The 20,856-nt window shown below is 60.6% G+C and carries 18 protein-coding genes, 1 tRNA gene, 1 pseudogene and 1 riboswitch; of the genes and pseudogenes, 11 read left to right on the forward strand and 9 right to left on the reverse strand.

The genetic code is table 11. The features are described from left to right. Positions 1–76: 76 nt before the first annotated feature. Positions 77–826, reverse strand: coding sequence for a type 1 glutamine amidotransferase (locus tag ASC90_RS02355; protein WP_056535237.1), 750 nt, complete (start codon positions 824–826; stop codon positions 77–79). A gap of 116 nt (positions 827–942) precedes the next feature. Between ASC90_RS02355 and ASC90_RS02360 the strand changes: the two genes are divergently transcribed. Continuing rightward, positions 943–1,239: a SelT/SelW/SelH family protein gene (locus ASC90_RS02360; protein ID WP_056534933.1), complete on the forward strand. Its 297-nt coding sequence runs from the start codon at positions 943–945 to the stop codon at positions 1,237–1,239. Between the two features lie 2 nt (positions 1,240–1,241). On the opposite strand, the gene ASC90_RS02365 is transcribed toward ASC90_RS02360, so the two are convergent. Then, positions 1,242–1,604: a BA14K family protein gene (locus ASC90_RS02365; RefSeq protein ID WP_244480285.1), complete on the reverse strand. Its 363-nt coding sequence runs from the start codon at positions 1,602–1,604 to the stop codon at positions 1,242–1,244. Positions 1,605–1,856: 252 nt separating this feature from the next. Between ASC90_RS02365 and ASC90_RS02370 the strand changes: the two genes are divergently transcribed. The 4 genes and pseudogenes from ASC90_RS02370 (at position 1,857) to fba (ending at position 4,641) form a co-directional block, all read left to right on the forward strand. Next, positions 1,857–1,943 (forward strand) — tRNA-Leu (locus tag ASC90_RS02370). 323 nt (positions 1,944–2,266) lie between these two features. Beyond that, positions 2,267–2,458, forward strand: a pseudogene (locus ASC90_RS30330) (sodium:proton antiporter); the annotation flags it as partial. 168 nt (positions 2,459–2,626) lie between these two features. Continuing rightward, positions 2,627–2,771: riboswitch (FMN riboswitch) on the forward strand. 117 nt (positions 2,772–2,888) lie between these two features. Beyond that, positions 2,889–3,365 carry a 6,7-dimethyl-8-ribityllumazine synthase gene (locus ASC90_RS02380; protein ID WP_056534937.1) on the forward strand — a complete coding sequence of 159 codons (477 nt, stop codon included), beginning with the start codon at positions 2,889–2,891 and terminating at the stop codon, positions 3,363–3,365. A gap of 211 nt (positions 3,366–3,576) precedes the next feature. Beyond that, on the forward strand, positions 3,577–4,641 hold the full coding sequence (gene fba / locus ASC90_RS02385; protein WP_056534939.1) for a class II fructose-bisphosphate aldolase: 1,065 nt from the start codon (positions 3,577–3,579) through the stop codon (positions 4,639–4,641). A 6-nt stretch (positions 4,642–4,647) separates the two neighbouring features. Here the strand turns inward: fba and ASC90_RS02390 are convergent, their stop codons facing one another. From ASC90_RS02390 to ASC90_RS02420, 7 genes are all read right to left on the reverse strand, one after another. Beyond that, positions 4,648–6,387, reverse strand: coding sequence for a glycerol-3-phosphate dehydrogenase/oxidase (locus tag ASC90_RS02390; protein ID WP_056534941.1), 1,740 nt, complete (start codon positions 6,385–6,387; stop codon positions 4,648–4,650). Positions 6,388–6,432: 45 nt separating this feature from the next. After that, positions 6,433–7,965 carry an FGGY-family carbohydrate kinase gene (locus ASC90_RS02395; RefSeq protein ID WP_056534943.1) on the reverse strand — a complete coding sequence of 511 codons (1,533 nt, stop codon included), beginning with the start codon at positions 7,963–7,965 and terminating at the stop codon, positions 6,433–6,435. Between the two features lie 34 nt (positions 7,966–7,999). Then, positions 8,000–8,842 carry a DeoR/GlpR family DNA-binding transcription regulator gene (locus ASC90_RS02400; RefSeq protein WP_056534945.1) on the reverse strand — a complete coding sequence of 281 codons (843 nt, stop codon included), beginning with the start codon at positions 8,840–8,842 and terminating at the stop codon, positions 8,000–8,002. A 180-nt stretch (positions 8,843–9,022) separates the two neighbouring features. After that, a complete protein-coding gene (locus ASC90_RS02405; RefSeq protein ID WP_056534947.1) occupies positions 9,023–9,970 on the reverse strand; it encodes a D-ribose ABC transporter substrate-binding protein in 948 nt (315 codons plus the stop codon). Positions 9,971–10,080: 110 nt separating this feature from the next. Beyond that, complete coding sequence (locus ASC90_RS02410) at positions 10,081–11,133, reverse strand: ABC transporter permease (protein WP_056534949.1); 1,053 nt, start codon at positions 11,131–11,133, stop codon at positions 10,081–10,083. Between the two features lie 23 nt (positions 11,134–11,156). Further along, a complete protein-coding gene (locus ASC90_RS02415; RefSeq protein ID WP_056534951.1) occupies positions 11,157–12,701 on the reverse strand; it encodes a sugar ABC transporter ATP-binding protein in 1,545 nt (514 codons plus the stop codon). Beyond that, entirely contained in the window at positions 12,698–13,354 is a 657-nt protein-coding gene (locus tag ASC90_RS02420) for a DUF2291 domain-containing protein (protein WP_056534953.1), read from the reverse strand. Before ASC90_RS02420 ends, ASC90_RS02415 begins: the two co-directional genes overlap by 4 nt. Before the next feature lie 776 nt (positions 13,355–14,130). On the opposite strand from ASC90_RS02420, the gene ASC90_RS02425 reads away from it, so the two are divergent. The 6 genes from ASC90_RS02425 (at position 14,131) to ASC90_RS02450 (ending at position 20,848) form a co-directional block, all read left to right on the forward strand. Then, the gene (locus ASC90_RS02425; protein ID WP_056534955.1) at positions 14,131–15,702 is read left to right on the forward strand and encodes an FGGY-family carbohydrate kinase; all 1,572 of its coding nucleotides are present in this window, start codon (positions 14,131–14,133) and stop codon (positions 15,700–15,702) included. A gap of 36 nt (positions 15,703–15,738) precedes the next feature. Next, positions 15,739–17,250, forward strand: a complete 1,512-nt coding sequence (locus ASC90_RS02430; protein ID WP_056534957.1) for a glycerol-3-phosphate dehydrogenase — start codon at positions 15,739–15,741, stop codon at positions 17,248–17,250. Positions 17,251–17,261: 11 nt separating this feature from the next. After that, positions 17,262–18,194, forward strand: coding sequence for a TIM barrel protein (locus ASC90_RS02435; RefSeq protein WP_056535242.1), 933 nt, complete (start codon positions 17,262–17,264; stop codon positions 18,192–18,194). A 72-nt stretch (positions 18,195–18,266) separates the two neighbouring features. Then, complete coding sequence (locus tag ASC90_RS02440; RefSeq protein ID WP_056534959.1) at positions 18,267–19,202, forward strand: sugar-binding transcriptional regulator; 936 nt, start codon at positions 18,267–18,269, stop codon at positions 19,200–19,202. A gap of 102 nt (positions 19,203–19,304) precedes the next feature. Beyond that, positions 19,305–20,081 (forward strand): DeoR/GlpR family DNA-binding transcription regulator, encoded by a 777-nt coding sequence (locus tag ASC90_RS02445; RefSeq protein ID WP_056534961.1) that lies wholly within the window; start codon positions 19,305–19,307, stop codon positions 20,079–20,081. Further along, positions 20,078–20,848, forward strand: coding sequence for a triose-phosphate isomerase (locus tag ASC90_RS02450; RefSeq protein ID WP_056534963.1), 771 nt, complete (start codon positions 20,078–20,080; stop codon positions 20,846–20,848). Before ASC90_RS02445 ends, ASC90_RS02450 begins: the two co-directional genes overlap by 4 nt. Positions 20,849–20,856 lie beyond the last annotated feature (8 nt).

Raw genomic sequence — 20,856 nt, forward strand, 5'->3', positions numbered from 1 at the left:
CGGCGTCGCGATTTTTCGTTGTGTCGTTCTCCACTCGGCTGCCGCCGCGTTGAAGACGGTGGCCGGCCGTGAGAGCCTACGAAGATGACTGGCCGTAGATCGTCTGTTTTTCCTGGCGCGGCACAGCTTCGATCATCCGGACCCAGTTTCGGGCGATGGCAAGGCCACTCGCATCCGCCTTAGCGGCATGCGCTGCCGCAAGCGCCGGATAACGGTCGAGCCACCCCGGCTCCATGCGTTCGATGGTCGCCTGAAACTCCACTTTCCAGCTATCGACGACCGCGGAACTGGCCTCGAAGTGGAACTGCAGGCCGTACGCCGCCCGCCCCACGCGAAAGGCCTGGTTCTCTGCAATCGAGCTTGTGGCAAGCCTGCTGGCACCCGCCGGCAGCGTGAATGTGTCGCTGTGCCACTGAAACGTCGTGAACACCGGGCCAAGTCCGGCCACAAGCGGATCGGTCTTTCCTTCCTCTGTCACTTCGACCGGCTTCCATCCGAATTCCAGGCCCGCATCCAGAAGGTTCTGCGCATCATACCCGCGTGCCAGGATTTGCGCGCCGAGACAGATGCCGAGGACGGCCTTGCCTGATTCCGAAAAGCGGTGCATCAGCCGCACAAGTGCCGGCAAATACGGATAGTTCTCGTCGTCGAGGGCATTCTGCTCGCCGCCAAGGACAACCAGTGCGTCATGGTCGAATACGCCGTGCGGCAGGCCTCCGTCGACCCACGGCCGAAAATGTTCGATTTCGGCATTCGCTTCTGCAAGTGCGATCCCGAGCGACCCTAGCGGGGTGCTTTTCATGTTTTCGACAACGGCAACCCGCATGAACGACTCCTGTTTGACCTGCTGTGAAAGCAAGAACACCATGCCCTTCGCCATTGCAATAAGCATTGCATCGTGCATTGGGACTTCCTAAATCCTGACGTCGAAAGGAATCCGACATGAGTGACCGGAAGGCCCGCGTAACAATTCTCTATTGTACCCAGTGCAACTGGCTGCTGCGCGCCAGCTGGATGGGGCAGGAACTGCTTCAGACCTTTGGCGACAGCCTGGGAGAAGTCGCGCTCATTCCCGGGACCGCCGGCAACTTCGAGATCCGCGTCGATGATGAACTGATCTGGGAGCGCAAGCGTGACGGCGGCTTTCCTGGTCCCAAGGAACTGAAGCAGCGGGTGCGCGACATTATCGAGCCCAACCGTGATCTGGGACATGCAGACCGCGCCTCGCTGGAGAGCTGACCCTAGTCGTAGGGCGAATTGCAGGTTTTGTAGATTCCCTCGAAAGTTACGAAACGGTCGGTCTTCGGATTGTAGGACCGGTATTGATTGCGGCACCAGTCGACGTGGAAACGCTGGTTCGTCGCCTTTGGCCGAATGTTCTGAACCGGCGGCGGATCGTAGTACAGTGGCGCCTGCCCCTGGGTACTCGGCCGGTAATACGTCGGTCCCGTTGCTGTCGGCGGGCGATAGTTTGGTTGCACGTAGGCTGGCCGGAACGATTGCGTCGGGCCAAAGGTGAAGCAGCCGCGATAGTCGCACATCGTCGATTGGACCTTGACGAGGTTAGGGTCGCTTGCCGTTTGCCGCACGGGCGCGAGCGGCATTGCCGAAAGGTGGCCCACAGGTACAAGCGACAAAAACACCATCAGGGAGAGGTTCTGAAAAACGGACATCATGGCAATCCTTCTGCACGCTCAAACATATAGTGCAGTGCTCGTCGATCGGCACCATGCACTCACGCAATCGTGCCGGGAGCGCCCACCCTGCATTCTCCCACGACTTTTTTGCCGACTGTCGGGAAAACTTCAAAAACCCTGTTGACAGCAAGAGGCCACCCCCGTACATGGCTCTCCGTCGCCCAGATGGCGGAATTGGTAGACGCGCCAGCTTCAGGTGCTGGTACCCGAAAGGGTGTGGAGGTTCGAGTCCTCTTCTGGGCACCATTCCATTGCAAATCATTGAATTAACTCAATGATTTTATTGCTTTCAAATGATGTCTCAGCTGTAGCAGTGTGTGTTATAGTGGACGCATTGAAAGCATTAGAACGCTGCCCAGCGGCTTATGGTGCGCAACGGCACCTCCTATTGCCGAATGTGGATACCGTGTGACCTTGCGCCAACCTTTGGTCGGCAGTTGGTTGTCATCTCCTTGCGGACAAAAGATCTCACGACAGCGAAATCAAGGCTGGCGCGAAAAGCCGTCGAGTTGGAAGATCCGTTCATTGCCGCAAGGGCGAGCTCCGAAGCAATCTGGGCGGCCTACACAGATCATTGGATGGGGCCAAGCGACGCTATCAGGACCTCGCCGCTTGAAAGGCGCCGTGAATTGACGATCGCGGTCGTTCTCGCCCAACGCCAACGCCTTGATGAATTGCGTGACGCCGACCAGATCGGCCCAACGCAGTATCTTGAACTGCAGGAAGACCTGGATTGGAAGCAACTCACTGTTGCCTCCGAAAGACCGGCGCGTCACCGCGAGTTGGATCAGATAGGCATGAACGGCGAGAGAAAGCGGCGTGGAGGCCGCCTATTCTGCTCCTTTGGTTCAATGGGTGGGCGCAGGTCGCGTGCCGCCTGAATCCGAACCTTATGCCGTTGCGTTGGTTTAATTTTCGACCTATGTCACTCTTGTTCTCAGGGCGGGGCGCAATTCCCCACCGGCGGTATCGGGATCGTCCCCGGAGCCCGCGAGCGCTTCCAGAACATGGAAGGTCAGCAGATCCGGTTAGATGCCGGAGCCGACGGTATAGTCCGGATGGAAGAGAGCATGCAGGCAGACACCTTTCCCGGGACAGGTGTCTGATGCTGTTCGCCCAAGGGAGAATTGGGCCGCTTTCGGCGGCTCGAAACAAACGCCATCCAACTGGCAACCCTTGAAAGGCAGAGACATGACTATCGCAACCAAACCACACAACAACCGGATCGCCGTCATCCGCGCTCGCTGGCACGCAGCCATCGTCGACCAGAGCGTGACCTCTTTTGTCGACACTTGGCAAGAGCAGGGCGGCCACCCACAGGACGTCGATATCTTCGATGTTCCGGGTGCACTGGAAATCCCGCTTCACGCACAGACGTTGGCGAAGACCGGCAAATACGCCGCCATCCTTGGCTGTGCTTTCGTCGTCGATGGCGGAATCTACCGGCATGATTTTGTCGCCCGCACAGTGCTCGATGCGCTGATGCGCGTCCAGCTGGATACAAGCATTCCCGTGCTGTCGGCAGTGCTGACGCCACATCATTTTCAAGAGAGCGACGCACACATCGCCTTCTTCAAGGATCATTTCGTCATCAAGGGCCAGGAAGCGGCCAATACGTGCCGCGCCATACTCGAAGCGAGAAGTAGTCTCGCCCGGGCAACACTCTGATGTTCGGGTGCGTCGATGCAATCACATCGGCGCATTCACAACCACTGGAAAGTATCATCATAATTGTGATGTTGTGATTTTTTCTTGTTCCATTTGCTCTCCCGTGCGATCTTGCCTTTGGAAATTAAGGGCTCGACGTGCGGTGCCCGCCGGGTTCTACTGGCGCCAGCACGCAGGCATTTCGTTCGACATCAAACGGGGGAGATCTTAGATGGCACGCATTACACTGAGGCAGTTGCTCGACCACGCCGCCGAAGAGGGCTACGGCGTTCCCGCCTTCAATATCAACAACATGGAACAAGCGCTTGCGATCATGGAGGCCGCCGACGCGACACATGCGCCAGTTATCATGCAGGCGTCGCGGGGCGCCCGCGCGTATGCCAACGACATCATGCTGAAGCACATGATGGACGCCGTCGTCGAAATCTACCCGCATATTCCGGTCTGCGTGCATCTCGACCATGGAAATGATCCGTCGAGTTGCATGACGGCAATCCAGGCGGGCTTCACGTCAGTCATGATGGACGGGTCACTGAAGGCCGATGCAAAGACGCCGGCCGACTGGGGCTACAATGTCGGGGTCACCAAGATGGTGACCGACATGGCGCATCTGGGCGGCATCTCCGTCGAGGGCGAACTCGGCGTTCTCGGCTCGCTGGAGACCGGCATGGGCGAGGCCGAAGATGGCCACGGAGCCGAGGGAAAGCTGTCGCACGACCAGCTACTAACCGACCCGGATGAAGCGGTGAAATTCGTGCGCGAAACCAAGGTCGATGCACTCGCGATCGCCATGGGGACATCACATGGCGCCTTCAAATTCACGCGGCGGCCGGATGGTTCGGTACTGGCTATGAACATTATCGAGGAAATCCACCGTAAGCTGCCGAACACCCACCTCGTCATGCACGGCTCATCGTCGGTTCCGATCGAGCTCCAGGAAATCATCAACAAGTATGGCGGTGAGATGAAGCCGACATGGGGCGTGCCGATCGAGGAAATCCAGCGCGGTATCAAGAACGGCGTGCGCAAGGTCAACATCGACACCGACGGGCGCATGGCGATGACCGGCCAGATCCGCCGCGTGTTGCAGGAAGATCCGAGCGAGTTCGACCCGCGCAAGTATCTGAAGCCGGCGATGGCGGCACTGACGAAGCTTTGCAAGGAGCGCTTCGAGCTCTTTGGCACGGCAGGAATGGCCGGCAAGATCGTTCCGCTCAGTGTCGCCGAAATGGCCAAGCGTTACAAATCGGGCTCACTCGATCCAGTGTTCTCCTAACTCGGCTCAGCCCGATACCGGGCCTGGCGCCTTTGCCGCCCCGGTGAGCTTGCCGTTCAGAAACTGGCCGTGGAGCCTGCTGAGCTGGCTGACAACATCCTCAATCTCGGCTGCGACGCGCTCGGCGCTCCAGCCGAGCCCGGAAGCGGCAATTCCGGCGATCTCGTGCAAGCCCTCCAGGGTCAACCTGCCTTCGATCGCCAGCGTTGTGCGGCGTAGTACGATATCCGACAGATGGACGACGAGTTCGTTGCGGACGATCCAGTCGATTTCCCGACAACTGCAATCCGGCGCGCCCGTCAAGCGCTGCTCGTCGGAATAGCCTGAAGGTGACGTGAGCAGTGCTGAAGCCGTCGTCCCGTAGCGGCCCAGCAACTTATCAGCACGCTCGATGGTAACGCTGCGGTGGGCTGCGACATCCCTGATCCACGCGTCGCGCTGTCCCGCATCCGCCGGGAAGGTCTTGCCGCCGCCGATTGCGAGGTAGCGTGTCGATTGCTTGCGGTTGCGCTGAAGTCGAGCAAGAACCGTGTCGGCCACCTCTTCGGCAAACCCACGGAACGTGGTCCATTTGCCGCCGATCAGAGATACGATCGGAAAGGGGCGTCCGTTCGCCGGTTCATTCACCGGCGCGGAGTGGTCGCGGCTGATCAGGCCCGGTGCGGTCGCATCCGATGCTGGAAGAGGACGGATGCCGCTGTAGCTGTAGACGATCTGATCGCGATCGAAGCGTAGTGTCGGCAGCAGCGAACTGACGCTTTCGAGGAAGTAGTCTGTCTCCGGCTCCTCGCAGCGCACATTGTCGGGGTCATCGGCCGGAATGTCGGTCGAGCCAACCAGAGCCAGGCCGAGATAGCTGTAGACCAGGCAAATGCGCCCGTCGTCGGCCTCGAAATAGATCATGTGGCCGTTCAGGCTGCGCACGAGCTCGGGATGGTCGAGCAGGATGTGCGACCCCTTGGTACCGCCGATCATCTTTGACGGAGCGCCGAGTGCCGCGTTGACGTGGTCAATCCAGGGGCCGGCGGCGTTGACGACCAGCTTGGGCTTGACGAAGAACTCACCGCCATCGGCTTTGCGGAACGTGAGACGTTCCCCGGAAACAGCAGCCAGTGTTGTAAAATTTGCGGCCAAGCTCTTCGGATTGGCATCGAGGCCATCTCTCACCAGCTCATAGACAAGCCGCTCCGGCCCGCTGATCTTGGCGTCGTAGTAAATACCGCCAGCGACAATGTCAGGAGTGACGTGCGGCATTTCCCTGCGTGCCTGCTTCTTCAGGATGAAGCGATGCTTCGGCATCACCTGGTCGCGCGAACCGAAGAAATCATAGAGCCGCAGCCCGATCTTGATCAGAACCGCACCACGGCTGCGCGGCGCCGTCTTGGAGCCGAAGAGCGTCCGGATCGCCGCCCAGATGCCCCGCGTCCAGGAGAAGACCGGGATGAAGGTCGGAAGCGGCTCGACGCAATGTGGCGCGTTCTTGAGCAGGAGGTTGCGCTCCAGCGTCGATTGCGCGACAAGCCCGAACTCACCTGTCTCCAGGTATTTGAGGCCGCCGTGTATGAGACGCGACGGCGCGGCACTCGTGCCGGAGCCAAAGTCAGCCTTGTCGACTATCACGCAATTGACGCCCTGGATCGAAAGATCGCGGAATAGTCCGGCGCCATTGATACCGGCCCCGATGATCAGAACGTCGATATCGCCTTCGCCAAGATCGGAGAAGCGGTGCTGCAGGTCGGGAGTCATGATTTCATCGTCCTAAATTGCCTGCCGCAGCAGGCACATGTCACTTCAGTTCACGGTCTGGTCGGGTGCTGCCAGCGCCGCGATTCTCGGCCACAGCGGCGTCATCGCATCGGCAATCTCCCGGAACACCCGGTAGCGCTTTTCATAGGCCGCGCTGCGGGCCGTGTCCGGCTGACAGGTGCTCTCCATTCTTTTGGTATCGCGCGGATCGCTCTGCGGATCGGCATAGATTCCCGCGCCCGAGCCGGCACAAAGTGCCGCTCCCCAGGCCGCCGCTTCGTCGGTCTCGGTCACCGTGACCGGCATGTCGAGGATGTCGGCAAACATCTGCACGACAGTGGGGTTGCGCGAGATGCCGCCTGCGAGCCGCGCCCGGTCGAATGAAAAGCCGTCGCGGAGGGCATCGACATGGATGCGGTGATTGAACGCAATGCCTTCGAGCACCGCGCGCAGCATGTCACCGCGATCGTGCCAGCCGCCAAGACCGAAGAACCCGGCGCTCGCCGCCGCGCCGTAGGGCGATCCGAACAGATAGGGATGGAAGAGCGCGGTCGACGGGCGCTCGAAAGCGGCATCAATCTCCGGCGCCAGCAGCGTATGGATCGATGCTCCCTGCGCTTCGCCACCGTGACGTTCGGCAGCACAGAGTGTATCGAGAAACCAGTCGTAATTCGCCGTCGAAGCCGGCGAAATCGACATGCTGTTCCAGATGCCGGGCGCGATCCCGTTGCGACAGAACCAGCGCCTGTCAACGCGAGGCTCGGACGACAGCGTTTCGTTGATCGAATAGGTGCCGGCGATGATGGCAACGACGCCCTTGCCGTAGCCGCCTGCCCCGAGTGCCGAGGCAGTCACGTCATGAAGACCGGCCACGACAGGCGTTCCTTCGGCAAGTCCCGTCATGCCGGCGGCCTCCCGTGTCACATGGCCGACGATCTGGTCGGAGCGCGAAACCGGCGGGAGCGCGTGCGCCAGATCCTGCAGCCCGAAGAGCCGCAGGGCATCCTGGCTGTATTCCTGCGTCTTCACATTGGTGAAGGAGGTGCTGGCCTCCGTGCGGTCCGTGCCGATGATGCCTGTCAGACAGAAGCTCAGCCAGTCCTTGCAGCCGATGAAATGGCCGATGCGTTTGTAGCGTTCCGGCTCCATCTCGCGAATCCAGGCGAGCAGCGCTGATGGTGCAGAGACATGCGGAACTTGACCGGTGAGATCGATGGCGCGCGCTGCGACATCGCTGTCCGTCCACGCACTCACCGTCGCCCCGGCGCGACTGTCGAGCGAAAGGATGGCGCGGCCGAGCGGTTTTTGATCGCGGTCGAGCAAATAGATACCGTCGCCATGCGCGGTCGCGGCGATGCCCTGGATGTCGCTTGCCGGGCGTTTACTGAGCGCAATTGCCTCGCGAATGGCATCTGCCGTCGCGCTCCACAGTTCTCCCATGTCGCGCTCGATGTGGCGCGCCTTTGGAATGAACTGCGTGACGCGGCGCCTTGCAACTGCGAGTGGTGTTCCGTCGATGTCGAAAATGACGGCCTTGGTGACCGTCAGGCCACTATCGATCCCGAGCAGACTCGGCATTACCATTCCTCACTGTCAGCAACGGGTGGTCCGGCTACGAGCGCCCTCCGGCGCTCTTGGCGACCACCACGTTGATATCCTTGGACCGCATGCGGTCGATGTGCACCGCGTCGGTCTTGTCGTCGACGATGACGACATCGAACTCGTCCAGTGCTGCGAAACTATGGAGCGCCCGCCGCTCGAACTTGGTGTGATCGGCGAGCAGAATGCGTTTGACGGAACACTCGAACATGGCGCGCTTGGCATCCACCGTTTCGGGAGACTGGTGCAGCACCGTCCCGTCGCAGATCGCCGACATGGAGATGAAGGCGATGTCGGCCCTCAGTCCCCTGATTTCGCTAATCGTCATCGGCCCCATGAATGCGTTGCACCAGTTGTAATACTGCCCGCCGAGTGCCAGCAGCGTCACGTCATGCATGCCCGTGAGCGCGTTCATCAGCGTCAGCGAATTGGTGATTGCCGTTACCGGCACTTTCGACGGCAGGTGAGCGGCCATCTGAAGAACCGTGGTCGAGTCGTCGAAGAAGATTGCCTGTCCGGGCTCGACGAATTGCATCGCCGCCCCTGCAATCAACTTCTTCTCCGCCGCCTGGCGGTTCGAGCGGTAGACGTCGCTGGATTCGATCAGGTTCGTTGCGGCGGCAGTGACGATGCCGCGCGTCTTACGGAAAAGCCCACGGCTGACGAGTTCGTCGACGTCTCGATGGGCCGTCATCAGGCTGATCCCGAAACGATCCGTCAGGTCTTCGATCCGCATTGAGCCTTCACTCATTACTGCCTCTGCAATCATACGGCGTCGCGCGATCTGGCGCGTCTGCCGGCTGTCACTCGTAAGCTCTTCCAACAGATCTTCGCCCTGGCTCGTCTTCTGTGTCACGGGTCACCCTTGTCGCTGAATTCTGAATCCCAGCTTCGTACAGCGATTGCCGCGCCAAGGCAAAAAGGTGAAACGGAACGGGCGGTTGCGGCCGTAAGCTTCGTTTCCAGCATGCAAAAGCGAGCGGCCGGAGCCGCGCGCCTGAGAGGGGGCGCGCCCTTTGGAGCGCCCCTTCGATGGTTACTGCGACAGAACGAACGGACCGGTGTACTTGTCGACATTGTCTTTGGTGATCAGCAAGCAATCAAAGAGCTGCTTTTCGCTCTTGGCACCCGTGCTGCCGGTCTTGATCACATTGTCGGCCTGCTTCACCGCTTCTTCCGAAAACACGGCAACCGGCTGCAGCACGGTGTACTGAAGCTCACCGGCCGTGATGGCCGCAACGGCATCAGGAGAGCCGTCGAAACCGCCGACCTTGATGTTGGCGAGCTTGCCCGCCTCCTTCAGAGCGGCGATGGCACCGAGCGCCATTTCATCGTTACCGGAGATAACGCCGATGATGTCGGGGTTTGCCTGCAGCATGGACTGCATCTTGTTGTGGCCCTGGGTACGGTCCCAGTTAGCGACTTCCTGCGCAACCTTCTTCAGATCCGGATACTGTGAAAGCACGGTCTCGTAGCCATTGGAACGCGTAGCCGCGTTGTTGTCAGACGGAGCACCGAGCAGTTCGGCATAGTTGCCCTTGTCGCCCACCGCTTCGACCCACTGCTGAGCGCCAAGTGCCGCACCCTGTGCATTGTTCGAAACGAGCTGCGCCTTCGCCAGACCTTCCTGGTTGATTTCAGCGTTGACGAGGATCACCGGGATACCAGCGGCAACGGCCTTCTTGACTGCCCCGACCGAACCATCGGCGTTGGCTGGGTCGAGAATAATGGCAACTGACTTGTTGGTGATTGCGGTATCAATCAGGTTGCTTTCCGTGTTCGTGTCGCCCTTGTGAGCGCTGACCGAGGCCGTGTAACCGAGCTTCTCGGCGGTTGCCTTGGCGACATTGCCTTCCGTCAGCCAATACGGATTGGACGGATCGTTGACGATGATCGTCATCAAACCTGCCGCCCAAGCCGAAGTTGCAAGCAATGGCGCCACGGTCGCGGCGGCTAGAAGAATGCGCATACCTCTTTTAAACATAGTCTCTCTCCCTTTGATGAGCTTGGTATACCGGAGACCCGGCCGTTCTTTCCGCAATCGGCGATGGGTTCAACCGAGGGCGCCGTTGCGGATAAGTTCACTTGCGGTCGTCAGCCCGACTTGACCCGACGTCCGTATTGAATGCTGTTCATGAGGACCGCGAGAACGATCACCGCGCCGGTAAAGACTGTCTGCCAGTAGGCAGAGACGCCGATGATCACCAAACCGTCCGACAGGAAACCGATGACGAAAGCGCCGAGCATCGTTCCGCGCACCGTACCGCGCCCACCGGTGAGAGCGGCGCCACCGATGACCACCGCGGCGATGGCAGTCAGTTCATAGGTCGTGCCAGCGGTCGGACCGGCCGAAGTCAGCTGCGACGACAGGACGAGGCCGGCGATTGCTGCGCAAATGCCAGACAGGACATACACGGCGATCTTAACGCGCTTGACCGGGACGCCCGACAGATCGGCTGCGCGCTCGTTGCCGCCGGAGGCGTACAGCCAGCGGCCGAAAGCGGTCTTGCTCAGCACGATGCTGCAGACGATTGCGAGAACGGCGAGCACTATGACACCAATCGGGACCCCTCCCAGACGGTTGAATCCGAGCCAGCCAAATCCGGTATTGCCGAGTTCAGGAAGACCGCCGAGGTTGTTGTAGGTCAGACCATTGGTCATCAGCAAAGCGATGCCGCGCGCCACGTAAAGGACGCCGAGCGACGCGACGAAGGCCGGCACCTTAAGGTAGGCAATCAAAACACCGTTGACCGCCCCCACGAGCGCGCCGACCACGCAGGTGATGACGACGACGGCCCAGACTGGCGGGTAGAGGATGACGCCGAAATAACTGAGCGTGACGCCCTGCATCAGGAAACCGGCAATGCAGCCGGCGAGCCCGAGCGTCGAGCCGACCGAAAGGTCGATGCCCCCGTTCAGGATGACGAGCAGCATACCAATCGCCAGAATCCCGAAAATGGCAACGTGAGAAGCCATGATCAGGAAGTTGTTCAAGCTGAAATAGTAAGGCGACAGGAAGGAGAAGACCGCGATGATGACGATCAGCGCAAAGAAGGCCCGGCCTTCCAGAATAAGACGCACGATGTTGGTATTGCGCTTCTGCCCGCTTGGAACTGTTTTCTTTTCGGTGACATCAGTGACTGACATAATCAGTGCTCCATAATTCCGGGCTAGTGCGCGACCACGGCTTCGCCTGACGCGGCCATGATCTTTTCCTTGGTGACGTCAGAACCGAACTCGGCCGATATCCTGCCGCGGTGCATGACGATGATGCGATGCGCGATGCTCAGGCATTCGTTGACTTCGGAAGTCGAATAGACGACCGCGAGTCCCTGCTTGGCGCGCTCGGCAAGCAGCTTGAAGACCTCGGCCTTGGCTCCAATGTCGATGCCGCGGCTCGGCTCATCGAGCAGGATGACCTTCGGCTGCGTGGCCAGCATCTTGCCGATGACGACCTTCTGCTGGTTGCCGCCGGAGAGCGAACCGATCGGCGCCTCACCGCCGTCGGTTTTGACGTGAACGCGGCGGATCGCGTCATTGACGAGGTCCCGTTCGCGGCGGCTTGAGGTGAACAGCCCCTTGGTGAAGGCGCTGATACTGGCCAGTGAAAGGTTCGTGCCGACCGTCATCGTCTGAACAAGGCCATCGCGCTGGCGGTCTTCGGGAACGAGGACGAGGCCGCTTTCTATGCGCCCGGCAATGCTGAGTCCGCCGACATCGCGCCCTTCAAGCAAGACCTGCCCACCGTTCGAGCGCAGGCGCCCGGCGACGCATTCCAGGAGCTCGGTGCGACCGGCACCCATCAAGCCGTAGATGCAGACCACTTCACCGGCGCGAACCTTCAGCGACAGGCGATCGACCGCGTTGTAAGCAGCGCCCGAGGGCCCGGGGACGCTCAGATTCTCGATCGACAGCGCGAGCTGGCCGAACTGATGGCCTTCGGGCGGGCTGCCGAGATCGAAGTTGTCGCCGACCATGTTGCGGACGATCCATTCGAGATCGATGTCCTTGCGCTCGGCGTAGGCAGTCATTGTCCCGTCGCGGAGAACGACGGCATGATTGGTGATCTGCAGCGCCTCTTCGAGGTGATGCGAGATATAGACGATCGAGACGCCGCGGCTCGTCAGGTCGTGGATGACCTTAAAGAGCACTTCGACTTCAGTGGCGCTCAGTGCCGAAGTCGGCTCATCCATGATGAGGATGCGCGAATTCACGGAGAGAGCGCGGGCGATCTCGACGATCTGCTGCTGGCCGAGGCGAAGATCCTCGACGCGCGTCAACGGATCGATGTCCTCTTCGAGTTCTTCCAGAAGCGCGCGCGTCTGGCGCTCCTCTTCGGCGAAGTCGACGACACCGCCCTTGATGATCTCGCGGCCCATGAAGATGTTGTCACGAACGCTGAGATTGGGCGCCAGGCTGAGTTCCTGGTGAATAATCGAAATCCCATGGTCACGGGCATGGGTCGATGAGACAAAGCTGATCGGCGAACCGTCGAGAATGATCTCGCCGGAACTCGGCTGGACGACACCGGACAGGATCTTCATCAGCGTCGATTTGCCCGCGCCGTTCTCGCCGAACAGCGTCGTCACCTGACCGCGATGGATATCGAAGTTCACCCCCTTCAGGGCGTGAACATTGCCGTACGACTTGGCGATGTTGCGAGCAGCGAGAACGACCTCACCCGGGGCTCCGGTAATGCGCAGCGGCTGGCTCATTTGACCTCGACCTTAACCGGCGTGACCAGCCAGTTCTTCGGGTTGATGAGTTTGAAGACGCCGACTACCGTCGCCGACTTTCCGTCCAGTTTCTCCGGATCGAGACCCGCGAACACTGTCTTCTTCATCTCATTGTTGATGGCCGATCCCGCATCCTGATACTGGATCTGGTTGGTGAACTGACCGAACTCGATGGCGCCGGTGGCGTCGCGGAGGTCCGTGCCGTTGACCGCGGGACCGGTCTGGACACGGACCACCGTCTCGGGAGGCAGTCCATCGACTTTCAATTCATTGGTATTCGACTTACGGGCACCGAACGTCCCCGTCAGCGTAACCGGAATGACCGGACCGGTGCCCGTCGCGGTGCCGTATTTCTCAGCCGCGGCCTTCTTGTCAGTTGCGATGGCGGCGGCCAGCTCGGCCGCTGGCACGGCGCGCTGCTCTACGTTGGCCAGAATCTTCGGGAATTGTTCGGCACCAAAGATTTCCGGCGAGAACACCTGCTGCCGAACGTCGTTTGCAGAGCCTATCTTGATAACCGTCGTGTCGAGTGCGATCGCACCGACTACGGCGACGGCGAACACTGCACTTAGGATGAGCTTCAGATTGCCGCTGCTCTGCTTGGGCGCTGCGTAATCGGGCTGTGTGGTCATGTCGGGCGGCCTTTAACTGGGAGACGGCGGGGCGGAGGGGCTGGCGACAACTACGATCGCAGACGCGCCACGGCACGACGGCACGCCAGACCAGAACCCGACAGCCAGCACCCGAGAGCGCAACTCTGTACGAAAATCCGCATTGGAAGCCTCCTATTCAGGGACCGGCACCTGTCTCCTCCGACCGCCCAATCCCGCAATCACCTATCTGGAAGCGTGCTTCCGTGATAGAACTGTGTTATTTATGCCGTAAATGATGTTATAAGTTTCCCAAACTGTCAACGGCAGTTTTACGATAACTGACGCATCACGATCGAGCTCACGCGTTGTTTATCACGCTGCAATGCAGCAACAAAAGCGAGCAAACGCACAAATCGATACCTGAATTCAATACCCGTGTATTTCTATAAACTATTGTTATATCAACAAAATATAGAGACACGCACGCGTCCGCCAGGAGCTATCGACGTCGCGACGCCCAACACCCAACATCAGCGCTCACCAAACTCGGCAGTCATCATTTTAACTGAAAAAAATTTCAGTACTAGAAAAATCTTGCTAGCCTTGTGATATCTTTGTGTTATATTTTGAACTGAGGTTTTGACTAGCATTCGGTCATATCCGGCGGCAGCCTCACGCCTGCGGCTGGGTGTTGCCGGATCGATCATATGGCTGAACCGGTGTTTCGGGTTCGGCCGGCCGGGAGGACTGCAAGATGAATTGGACACGTGTATTGCCCGCCACAGTGTTGGCAGCATTGGCGAGATAGCTCCACGATGATATCGACCCAGAACATCATCATCGGGATCGACGCGGGGACGTCCGTCATCAAGGCGGTTGCCTTCGATCTTTCCGGACGGCAGATTGCCTCCGCATCCGTACGCAACAGGTACGCGACCGGCGACGACGGTTCGGCGACCCAGTCTCTCGGCCAGACCTGGGCGGATTGCGCCAGCGCACTTCGCGGCCTCGGTCAGAAAGTGCCGGATCTCGCCGTGCGCACGGCTGCCCTGTCGGTGACCGGGCAAGGTGATGGGACTTGGCTGGTCGGCCCCCAAAACGTCCCCGTCGGCGACGCCTGGTTGTGGCTCGATGCAAGGGCGGCATCTACCGTGACGTCGCTTGCGGCCGGACAGAACAACCGCGCGCGCTTCGAGGCGACCGGCACCGGTCTCAATACCTGCCAGCAGGGCGCGCAGCTTGCGCATATGGACCGCTTCGCACCTGATCTTCTCGATCGCGCCGAGACCGCGCTGCACTGCAAGGACTGGCTTTATCTCAATCTCACCGGCATCCGCGCGACAGACCCGTCGGAAGCCAGCTTTACCTTCGGCAATTTCCGTACCCGGCAGTATGATGACGTCGTCATCGACGCCCTCGGCCTCGCGCAGCGGCGCAAGCTCTTGCCTGAGATCATCGACGGCACGGAAGTCAGCCACCCGCTGACACCAGACGCCGCCGATGCCTGCGGGCTGCTTGCCGGAACGCCCGTCTGCCTCGGCTATGTCGACATGGTCATGACCGCGCTGGGTGCGGGAGTGCGCAGCGGCGGCCGTAATGCCGCCTGCTCTACGATCGGTTCGACCGGCGTGCATCTGCGCGCCAAACCGGTCGCCGATGTGCACCTCAACAGCCAGGGCACCGGCTACGTCATCGCCCTGCCGATCCCAGGCATCGTCACCCAGGTGCAGACGAACATGGGTTCGACGCTCAATATCGACTGGATTCTCGATATCGCCGCCTCGTTCATGGCCGATGCCGGCAAGACCGTTTCGCATGCCGACCTTATCGCGCGCATTGACGGATGGTTTGCGGAAAGTAAGCCCGGTTCGGTGCTCTACCATCCCTACATTTCCGAGGCCGGGGAGCGCGGTCCCTTCGTGAACGCAAATGCGCGTGCCGGCTTTGCCGGATTGTCCACCCGTCACCGTTTCCCGGATCTCGTAAGAGGTGTCGTGGAAGGTCTGGCACTTGCGACCCGCGACTGTTACGCGGCGATGGGCGCGATGCCCGACGAGCTACGCATTACCGGCGGCGCCACGCGTTCGCCAAGCTTGCGCCGCTCGCTGTCTGCGGCGGTCAATGCGCCGGTCTGCCAGTCACAGCGCGAGGAGACGGGTGCGGCCGGCGTCGCGATGATGGCGGCCGTCGCCGTCGGCGTTTACTCGAGCATGGACGATTGCATTGCGGATTGGGTGTCGCCGCTTCTCGGCGAACCCGAGGTTCCCGATGCGGCGGAAGCTGCTCGGTTCGATCGGCTCTTCTCCGCCTATACCGACATCCGCCAGGCTATGGCGCCTGCCTGGGAGAAGCTGGCCGCAGCCGCGGCAGCGACGCCGGGCGCGTAACCCACGTTCTGATGCACTGGCATCGAAGGAGCAGACATGACCGAACCCGAAACCCTCGACCTCTTCGTCATCGGCGGCGGCATCAACGGCGCAGGGATTGCGCGCGACGCCGCCGGCCGCGGGCTGAAGGTGGCGCTCTGCGAAAAGGACGACCTGGCACAGGGAACGTCCTCGCGGTCGGGCAAGCTCGTGCATGGCGGGCTGCGCTACCTCGAATACTACGAATTCCGGCTGGTGCGCGAAGCGCTGATCGAGCGCGAAGTGCTGCTGAACGCTGCCCCGCACATCATCTGGCCGATGCGCTTCGTCCTGCCGCATAGCCCAGAGGACCGCCCCGCCTGGCTGGTCCGGCTTGGCCTCTTCCTCTACGATCATCTCGGCGGCCGCAAGAAGCTGCCCGGCACGCGCACGCTCAACCTGCTGCGCGATCCCGAGGGTGCGCCGATTCTCGATCAATACAAGCGCGGTTTCGAATATTCGGATTGCTGGGTCGATGACGCCCGCCTCGTGACCTTGAATGCCGTCAGCGCTGCCGAAAAGGGCGCGATCGTGCTCACCCGGTCGCCCGCCGTGTCGGCGCGCCGCGAAAACGGCAGCTGGCTCGTTACCACGAAGAACAGCACGACCGGCGAGACGCGTACCTTCCGTGCGAAATGCCTCGTCAATTGTGCCGGCCCTTGGGTGACGGATATTATCAACCGTGTCGCGGGTTCGAACTCCGCCCGCAACGTGCGCCTCGTCAAGGGTAGCCATATCATCGTGCCAAAATTCTGGGCCGGGTCGAATGCCTATCTCGTGCAGAACCACGACAAACGTGTCATCTTCATCAATCCATACGAGGGCGACAAGGCGCTGATCGGCACGACCGACATCGCCTATGAGGGTCGCGCCGAGGATGTTTCCGCCGACGAGACCGAGATCGACTATCTCCTGAAAGCCGTGAACCGCTACTTCAAGGAGAAGCTCCGCCGCCAGGATGTGCTCCATAGCTTCTCCGGCGTGCGGCCGCTGTTCGACGACGGCAAAGGCAATCCATCCGCCGTTACCCGCGACTATGTCTTCGATCTCGACGAAACGGGCGGTGCACCGCTGCTCAATGTCTTCGGCGGCAAGATCACCACCTTCCGCGAACTCGCCGAGCGTGGCCTGCACCGGCTGCGGCACATCTTCCCCGGCATGGGCGGCGACTGGACGCAGACAGCGCCTTTGCCCGGCGGCGAGATTCCCAATGCCGACTATGAGACCTTTGCCAACAGCCTACGCGACGCCTACCCGTGGATGCCGCGCAAGCTCGTACATCACTATGGCCGCCTCTACGGTGCGCGCACCAAGAACATCATTGCCGGAGCAACGAGCATCGACGCTCTCGGCCGCCATTTCGGCGGACAGTTCTACGAGGCGGAGGCCCGCTATCTCGTCGCCACAGAATGGGCCGAGACCGCAGAGGACATCCTCTATCGCCGCACCAAGCACTATCTCCACCTGAGCGAAGCCGAGCGCACAGCCTTTGCCGAATGGTTTGCCTCGTCCCGCCTCGCCGCCGCCTGAAGGAGGCTTCGATGCCGCTGACGCTTTCGCTGAATACCAATCCGCTGGTCAACCGCTTCGCCGATCCTGACGACCTGATCGACACGGTGGCGCACGAGCTGAAAATCCGCGACCTGCAGCTCACCCACGAGTTCATCAATCCGAGCTGGCAGGCGCCGGTCATTCGTCGCCTCACGCGCAGCATGAACGCGGCCCTGAGACGCACCGGCGTTCGAGTTACCTCCGGCATGACCGGGCCTTACGGTCGCCTCAACCATTTCGGGCACCCGGACGCCGATGTCAGGCGCTACTATGTCGACTGGTTCAAGACCTTCGCAGACATTACCGCCGATCTGGGCGGCGATTCCGTCGGCACGCAATTTGCGATCTTCACGTACAAGGATTTCGACGATCCGGTGCGTCGGGAAGAATTGATCAAGATCGCAATCGATTGCTGGGCCGAGGTCGCCGAGCATGGTCGCGCTGCAGGCCTTTCCTACGTCTTCTGGGAGCCGATGAGCATCGGCCGCGAATTCGGCGAGACAATTGCCGCCTGCCTGTCGCTGCAGGAACAGCTGACGGCTGCCAAGATGGCGATCCCGATGTGGATGATGGCGGATATCGACCATGGTGACGTGACCTCCGCCAATCCTGACGATTTCGATCCCTACGCCTGGGCGCGCGCCGTACCACCGGTCTCGCCGATCATTCACATCAAGCAGAGCCTTATGGACAAGGGCGGTCACCGGCCCTTTACGGCAGAGTTCAACGCGAAGGGCCGGATCCAGCCCGCGCCCCTGCTTCAGGCCTTTGCCGAAGGTGGAGCAAGGGACAATGACATCTGCTTGGAACTCTCCTTCAAGGAGCGCGAGCCAAACGACCGCGAGGTCATTCGGCAGATCGCCGAAAGCATCGCATTCTGGGCTCCTTACATAGACACCGGCATCGACGACTTGAATATCTGAGGTGGAGCCCACTAAAAGGCAGCACCGCGGCGCGGCGGAATCACCGCACGGGACCTTCGAAAGGAAGCGGCAATGACGGATGCCGATGACACACTGGCCGTGCGTGCCGCCTGGCTTCACTATGCCGGAGGTCTGACACAATCCGAGGTCGCCCGGCGTCTTGGCGTGCCCTCGGTCAAGGCGCATCGCCTGATTGCACGCGCTGTCGCCGATGGCGTGGTGAAGGTCACGATCGACGGCGATATCGTCGAATGCGTTGAGCTGGAGATGCGGCTTTCGGAACGCTTCGGGCTGCAATACTGCGAGGTGGCGCCTGATCTCGGCGAAGAAGGCCTGCCGCTTCGCGCGCTCGGTCATGCCGGAGCGGGATATCTGAAGCGGGAGATCGAGCGCGGCGACAACAAGGTCATCGGCCTCGGCCACGGGCGTACGCTTTCGGCCGCCGTCCAGTACATGCCGCGCATCAGTGCCAAGGATTTGCGCTTTGTCTCGCTGCTCGGCGGCCTGACGCGGAACTATGGCGCCAATCCCTATGACGTAATGCATCGCATCGCCGAAAAGACCGGCACGCATGCCTATGTGATGCCCGTGCCGTTCTTCGCCAACACCGGGGAAGACCGCAAGGTTCTGGAGGCGCAGCGCGCCGTCAAGGAAGTCTTCGATCTCGCCAACAACGCCGACCTGAAACTCGTCGGTCTAGGAACCGTCGATGCCGAAGCCCAACTCGTGCTGTCAGGCATGGTGGAGCCCAGCGAGATTCAGGCTATCGCAGCAGCTGGCGGAGTCGGCGAAATTCTCGGGCATTTCTTCGACGCAGATGGCCAGGTGCTGGATACGGCCCTGAGCGCACGCACCCTTTCGGCCTCCTTTCCGAAGTCGAAGAGCGAGCGCCTGGTCGCACTTGCGGGCGGGCAGCCGAAAGTCGCCGCGATCCGGGCAATCCTGAACAGCCACCGGCTTTTCGGCCTCATCACCGATGAGAAAACGGCGCAGACGTTGCTGAAATGACAAAGTGCAAGCAACAAAACTTGATCGCAAAATCACACCATTTATGTTGATTATAACGAAATTTGCGTTATTTTAACATCTTGCGCTGTGATGGAGACAGGAATGAAACGGGAAGAGCGGCAGCAGCTGATCGTTAATCTGCTCGTCGAGAACAAGACCGTCGATCTCGACGATCTTGCGGACCGTTTTACCGTGTCGAAGATGACGATCCACCGAGATCTCGACGATCTCGAACAGTCCGGGGTGTTGCGGAAGGTCCGCGGCGGCGCGACGATCGACGCCGGCACGCAATTCGAAAGCGACTTCCGCATCCGCGAGCGCCAGGGCGGCGAAGCCAAGATCGCTATGGCACACGAGGCACTAGACCTGGTCGAGCCCGGAATGACGGTGATGGTCAATGACGGATCGATGGCCGCAGTTCTCGGCGAAATGCTTCTGCAGAAACGTCCGCTGACGCTGATCACCAACAATGCTGCGATCATGGAGCGGCTGCAGGGCGAGAACGGCATCACGTTGATCGCGCTCGGCGGTATCTACTCCGCGAAATTCAACGCCTATCTCGGCGTCGTCACCGAGGAGGCTCTTTCGAAACTGAGGGCCGACATCGCTTTCATCTCGACACCCGCCGTCAGCGGCAGACTTGCCTATCATATGGACGACAACGTCGTGCGCGCCAAGCGGGCGATGATTGCCTCTTCTGCCAAGAGCTGCCTGTTGGTTAACCACGAACGCATCGGTCACACTGCCCTGCATGTTATGGCCGATCTTGCAGACTTCGACGCCGTTATCACCGACCGAGCGCCAGATACGGCGGTTCTCGGGGAATTTGACCAGGCGGGTATCAAGCTCACCATCGCATCAGAACAGGATCCGACATGACCGAACAGCCGCGCTTCTGGATCGGCACCAGCTGGAAGATGAACAAGACGCTTGCCGAAGCCCAGCATTTCGCCCGCGGGCTGGAGGCCGCCGATGCGGTGCGTGACCCGCGCATCCAGCGTTTTGTGATCCCGCCCTTTACCGCCGTGCGTGAGATCAAGGCGATGCTGGCCAAGACCTCGGTCAAGGTCGGCGCCCAGAACATGCACTGGGCCGATCAGGGCGCCTGGACCGGTGAAGTCTCGCCTGTCATGCTTAAAGACTGCAATCTCGACATCGTCGAACTCGGCCATTCCGAGCGGCGGGAGCATTTCGGCGAGACCGACGAGACGGTCGGGCTGAAAACCGAGGCCGCCGTGCGCCATGGCCTCGTTCCGCTGATCTGTATCGGCGAGACGCTGGCCGACCGCGAGAGCGGCAAGGCGGCCGACATTCTGGCCACCCAGGTCCGCGGTGCGCTTTCCAAACTCACGGGTGAGCAAAAGGCTGCCGAAATCCTGCTTGCTTACGAGCCAGTCTGGGCGATCGGCGAAAAGGGCATCCCGGCTTCCGCCAACTATGCCGATGCGCGCCAGGCCGAAATCATTGCCGTGGCAGAACGGGTACTCGGCCGCAAGATCCCCTGCCTCTACGGCGGGTCGGTCAATCCCGATAACTGCGAAGAACTGATCTCGAGCCCACATATTGACGGGCTCTTCATCGGCCGTTCCGCCTGGAACGTCGAGGGATATCTCGACATCCTTTCGAAATGCGCCGCCAAACTCTAGGAGAAAAA

Origin of the sequence: Rhizobium sp. Root1220 (genome assembly GCF_001426265.1) — a bacterium.
Classification (GTDB): Bacteria; Pseudomonadota; Alphaproteobacteria; order Rhizobiales; family Rhizobiaceae; genus Rhizobium.

Coding starts and splice junctions, on each gene's coding strand:
- ASC90_RS02355 (WP_056535237.1), bottom strand. CDS start 826: ATGCGGGTTGCCGTTGTCGAAAACATGAAAAGCACCCCGCTAGGGTCG.
- ASC90_RS02360 (WP_056534933.1), top strand. CDS start 943: ATGAGTGACCGGAAGGCCCGCGTAACAATTCTCTATTGTACCCAGTGC.
- ASC90_RS02365 (WP_244480285.1), bottom strand. CDS start 1,604: ATGCCGCTCGCGCCCGTGCGGCAAACGGCAAGCGACCCTAACCTCGTC.
- ASC90_RS02380 (WP_056534937.1), top strand. CDS start 2,889: ATGACTATCGCAACCAAACCACACAACAACCGGATCGCCGTCATCCGC.
- fba (WP_056534939.1), top strand. CDS start 3,577: ATGGCACGCATTACACTGAGGCAGTTGCTCGACCACGCCGCCGAAGAG.
- ASC90_RS02390 (WP_056534941.1), bottom strand. CDS start 6,387: ATGACTCCCGACCTGCAGCACCGCTTCTCCGATCTTGGCGAAGGCGAT.
- ASC90_RS02395 (WP_056534943.1), bottom strand. CDS start 7,965: ATGCCGAGTCTGCTCGGGATCGATAGTGGCCTGACGGTCACCAAGGCC.
- ASC90_RS02405 (WP_056534947.1), bottom strand. CDS start 9,970: ATGTTTAAAAGAGGTATGCGCATTCTTCTAGCCGCCGCGACCGTGGCG.
- ASC90_RS02410 (WP_056534949.1), bottom strand. CDS start 11,133: ATGTCAGTCACTGATGTCACCGAAAAGAAAACAGTTCCAAGCGGGCAG.
- ASC90_RS02415 (WP_056534951.1), bottom strand. CDS start 12,701: ATGAGCCAGCCGCTGCGCATTACCGGAGCCCCGGGTGAGGTCGTTCTC.
- ASC90_RS02420 (WP_056534953.1), bottom strand. CDS start 13,354: ATGACCACACAGCCCGATTACGCAGCGCCCAAGCAGAGCAGCGGCAAT.
- ASC90_RS02425 (WP_056534955.1), top strand. CDS start 14,131: ATGATATCGACCCAGAACATCATCATCGGGATCGACGCGGGGACGTCC.
- ASC90_RS02430 (WP_056534957.1), top strand. CDS start 15,739: ATGACCGAACCCGAAACCCTCGACCTCTTCGTCATCGGCGGCGGCATC.
- ASC90_RS02435 (WP_056535242.1), top strand. CDS start 17,262: ATGCCGCTGACGCTTTCGCTGAATACCAATCCGCTGGTCAACCGCTTC.
- ASC90_RS02440 (WP_056534959.1), top strand. CDS start 18,267: ATGACGGATGCCGATGACACACTGGCCGTGCGTGCCGCCTGGCTTCAC.
- ASC90_RS02445 (WP_056534961.1), top strand. CDS start 19,305: ATGAAACGGGAAGAGCGGCAGCAGCTGATCGTTAATCTGCTCGTCGAG.
- ASC90_RS02450 (WP_056534963.1), top strand. CDS start 20,078: ATGACCGAACAGCCGCGCTTCTGGATCGGCACCAGCTGGAAGATGAAC.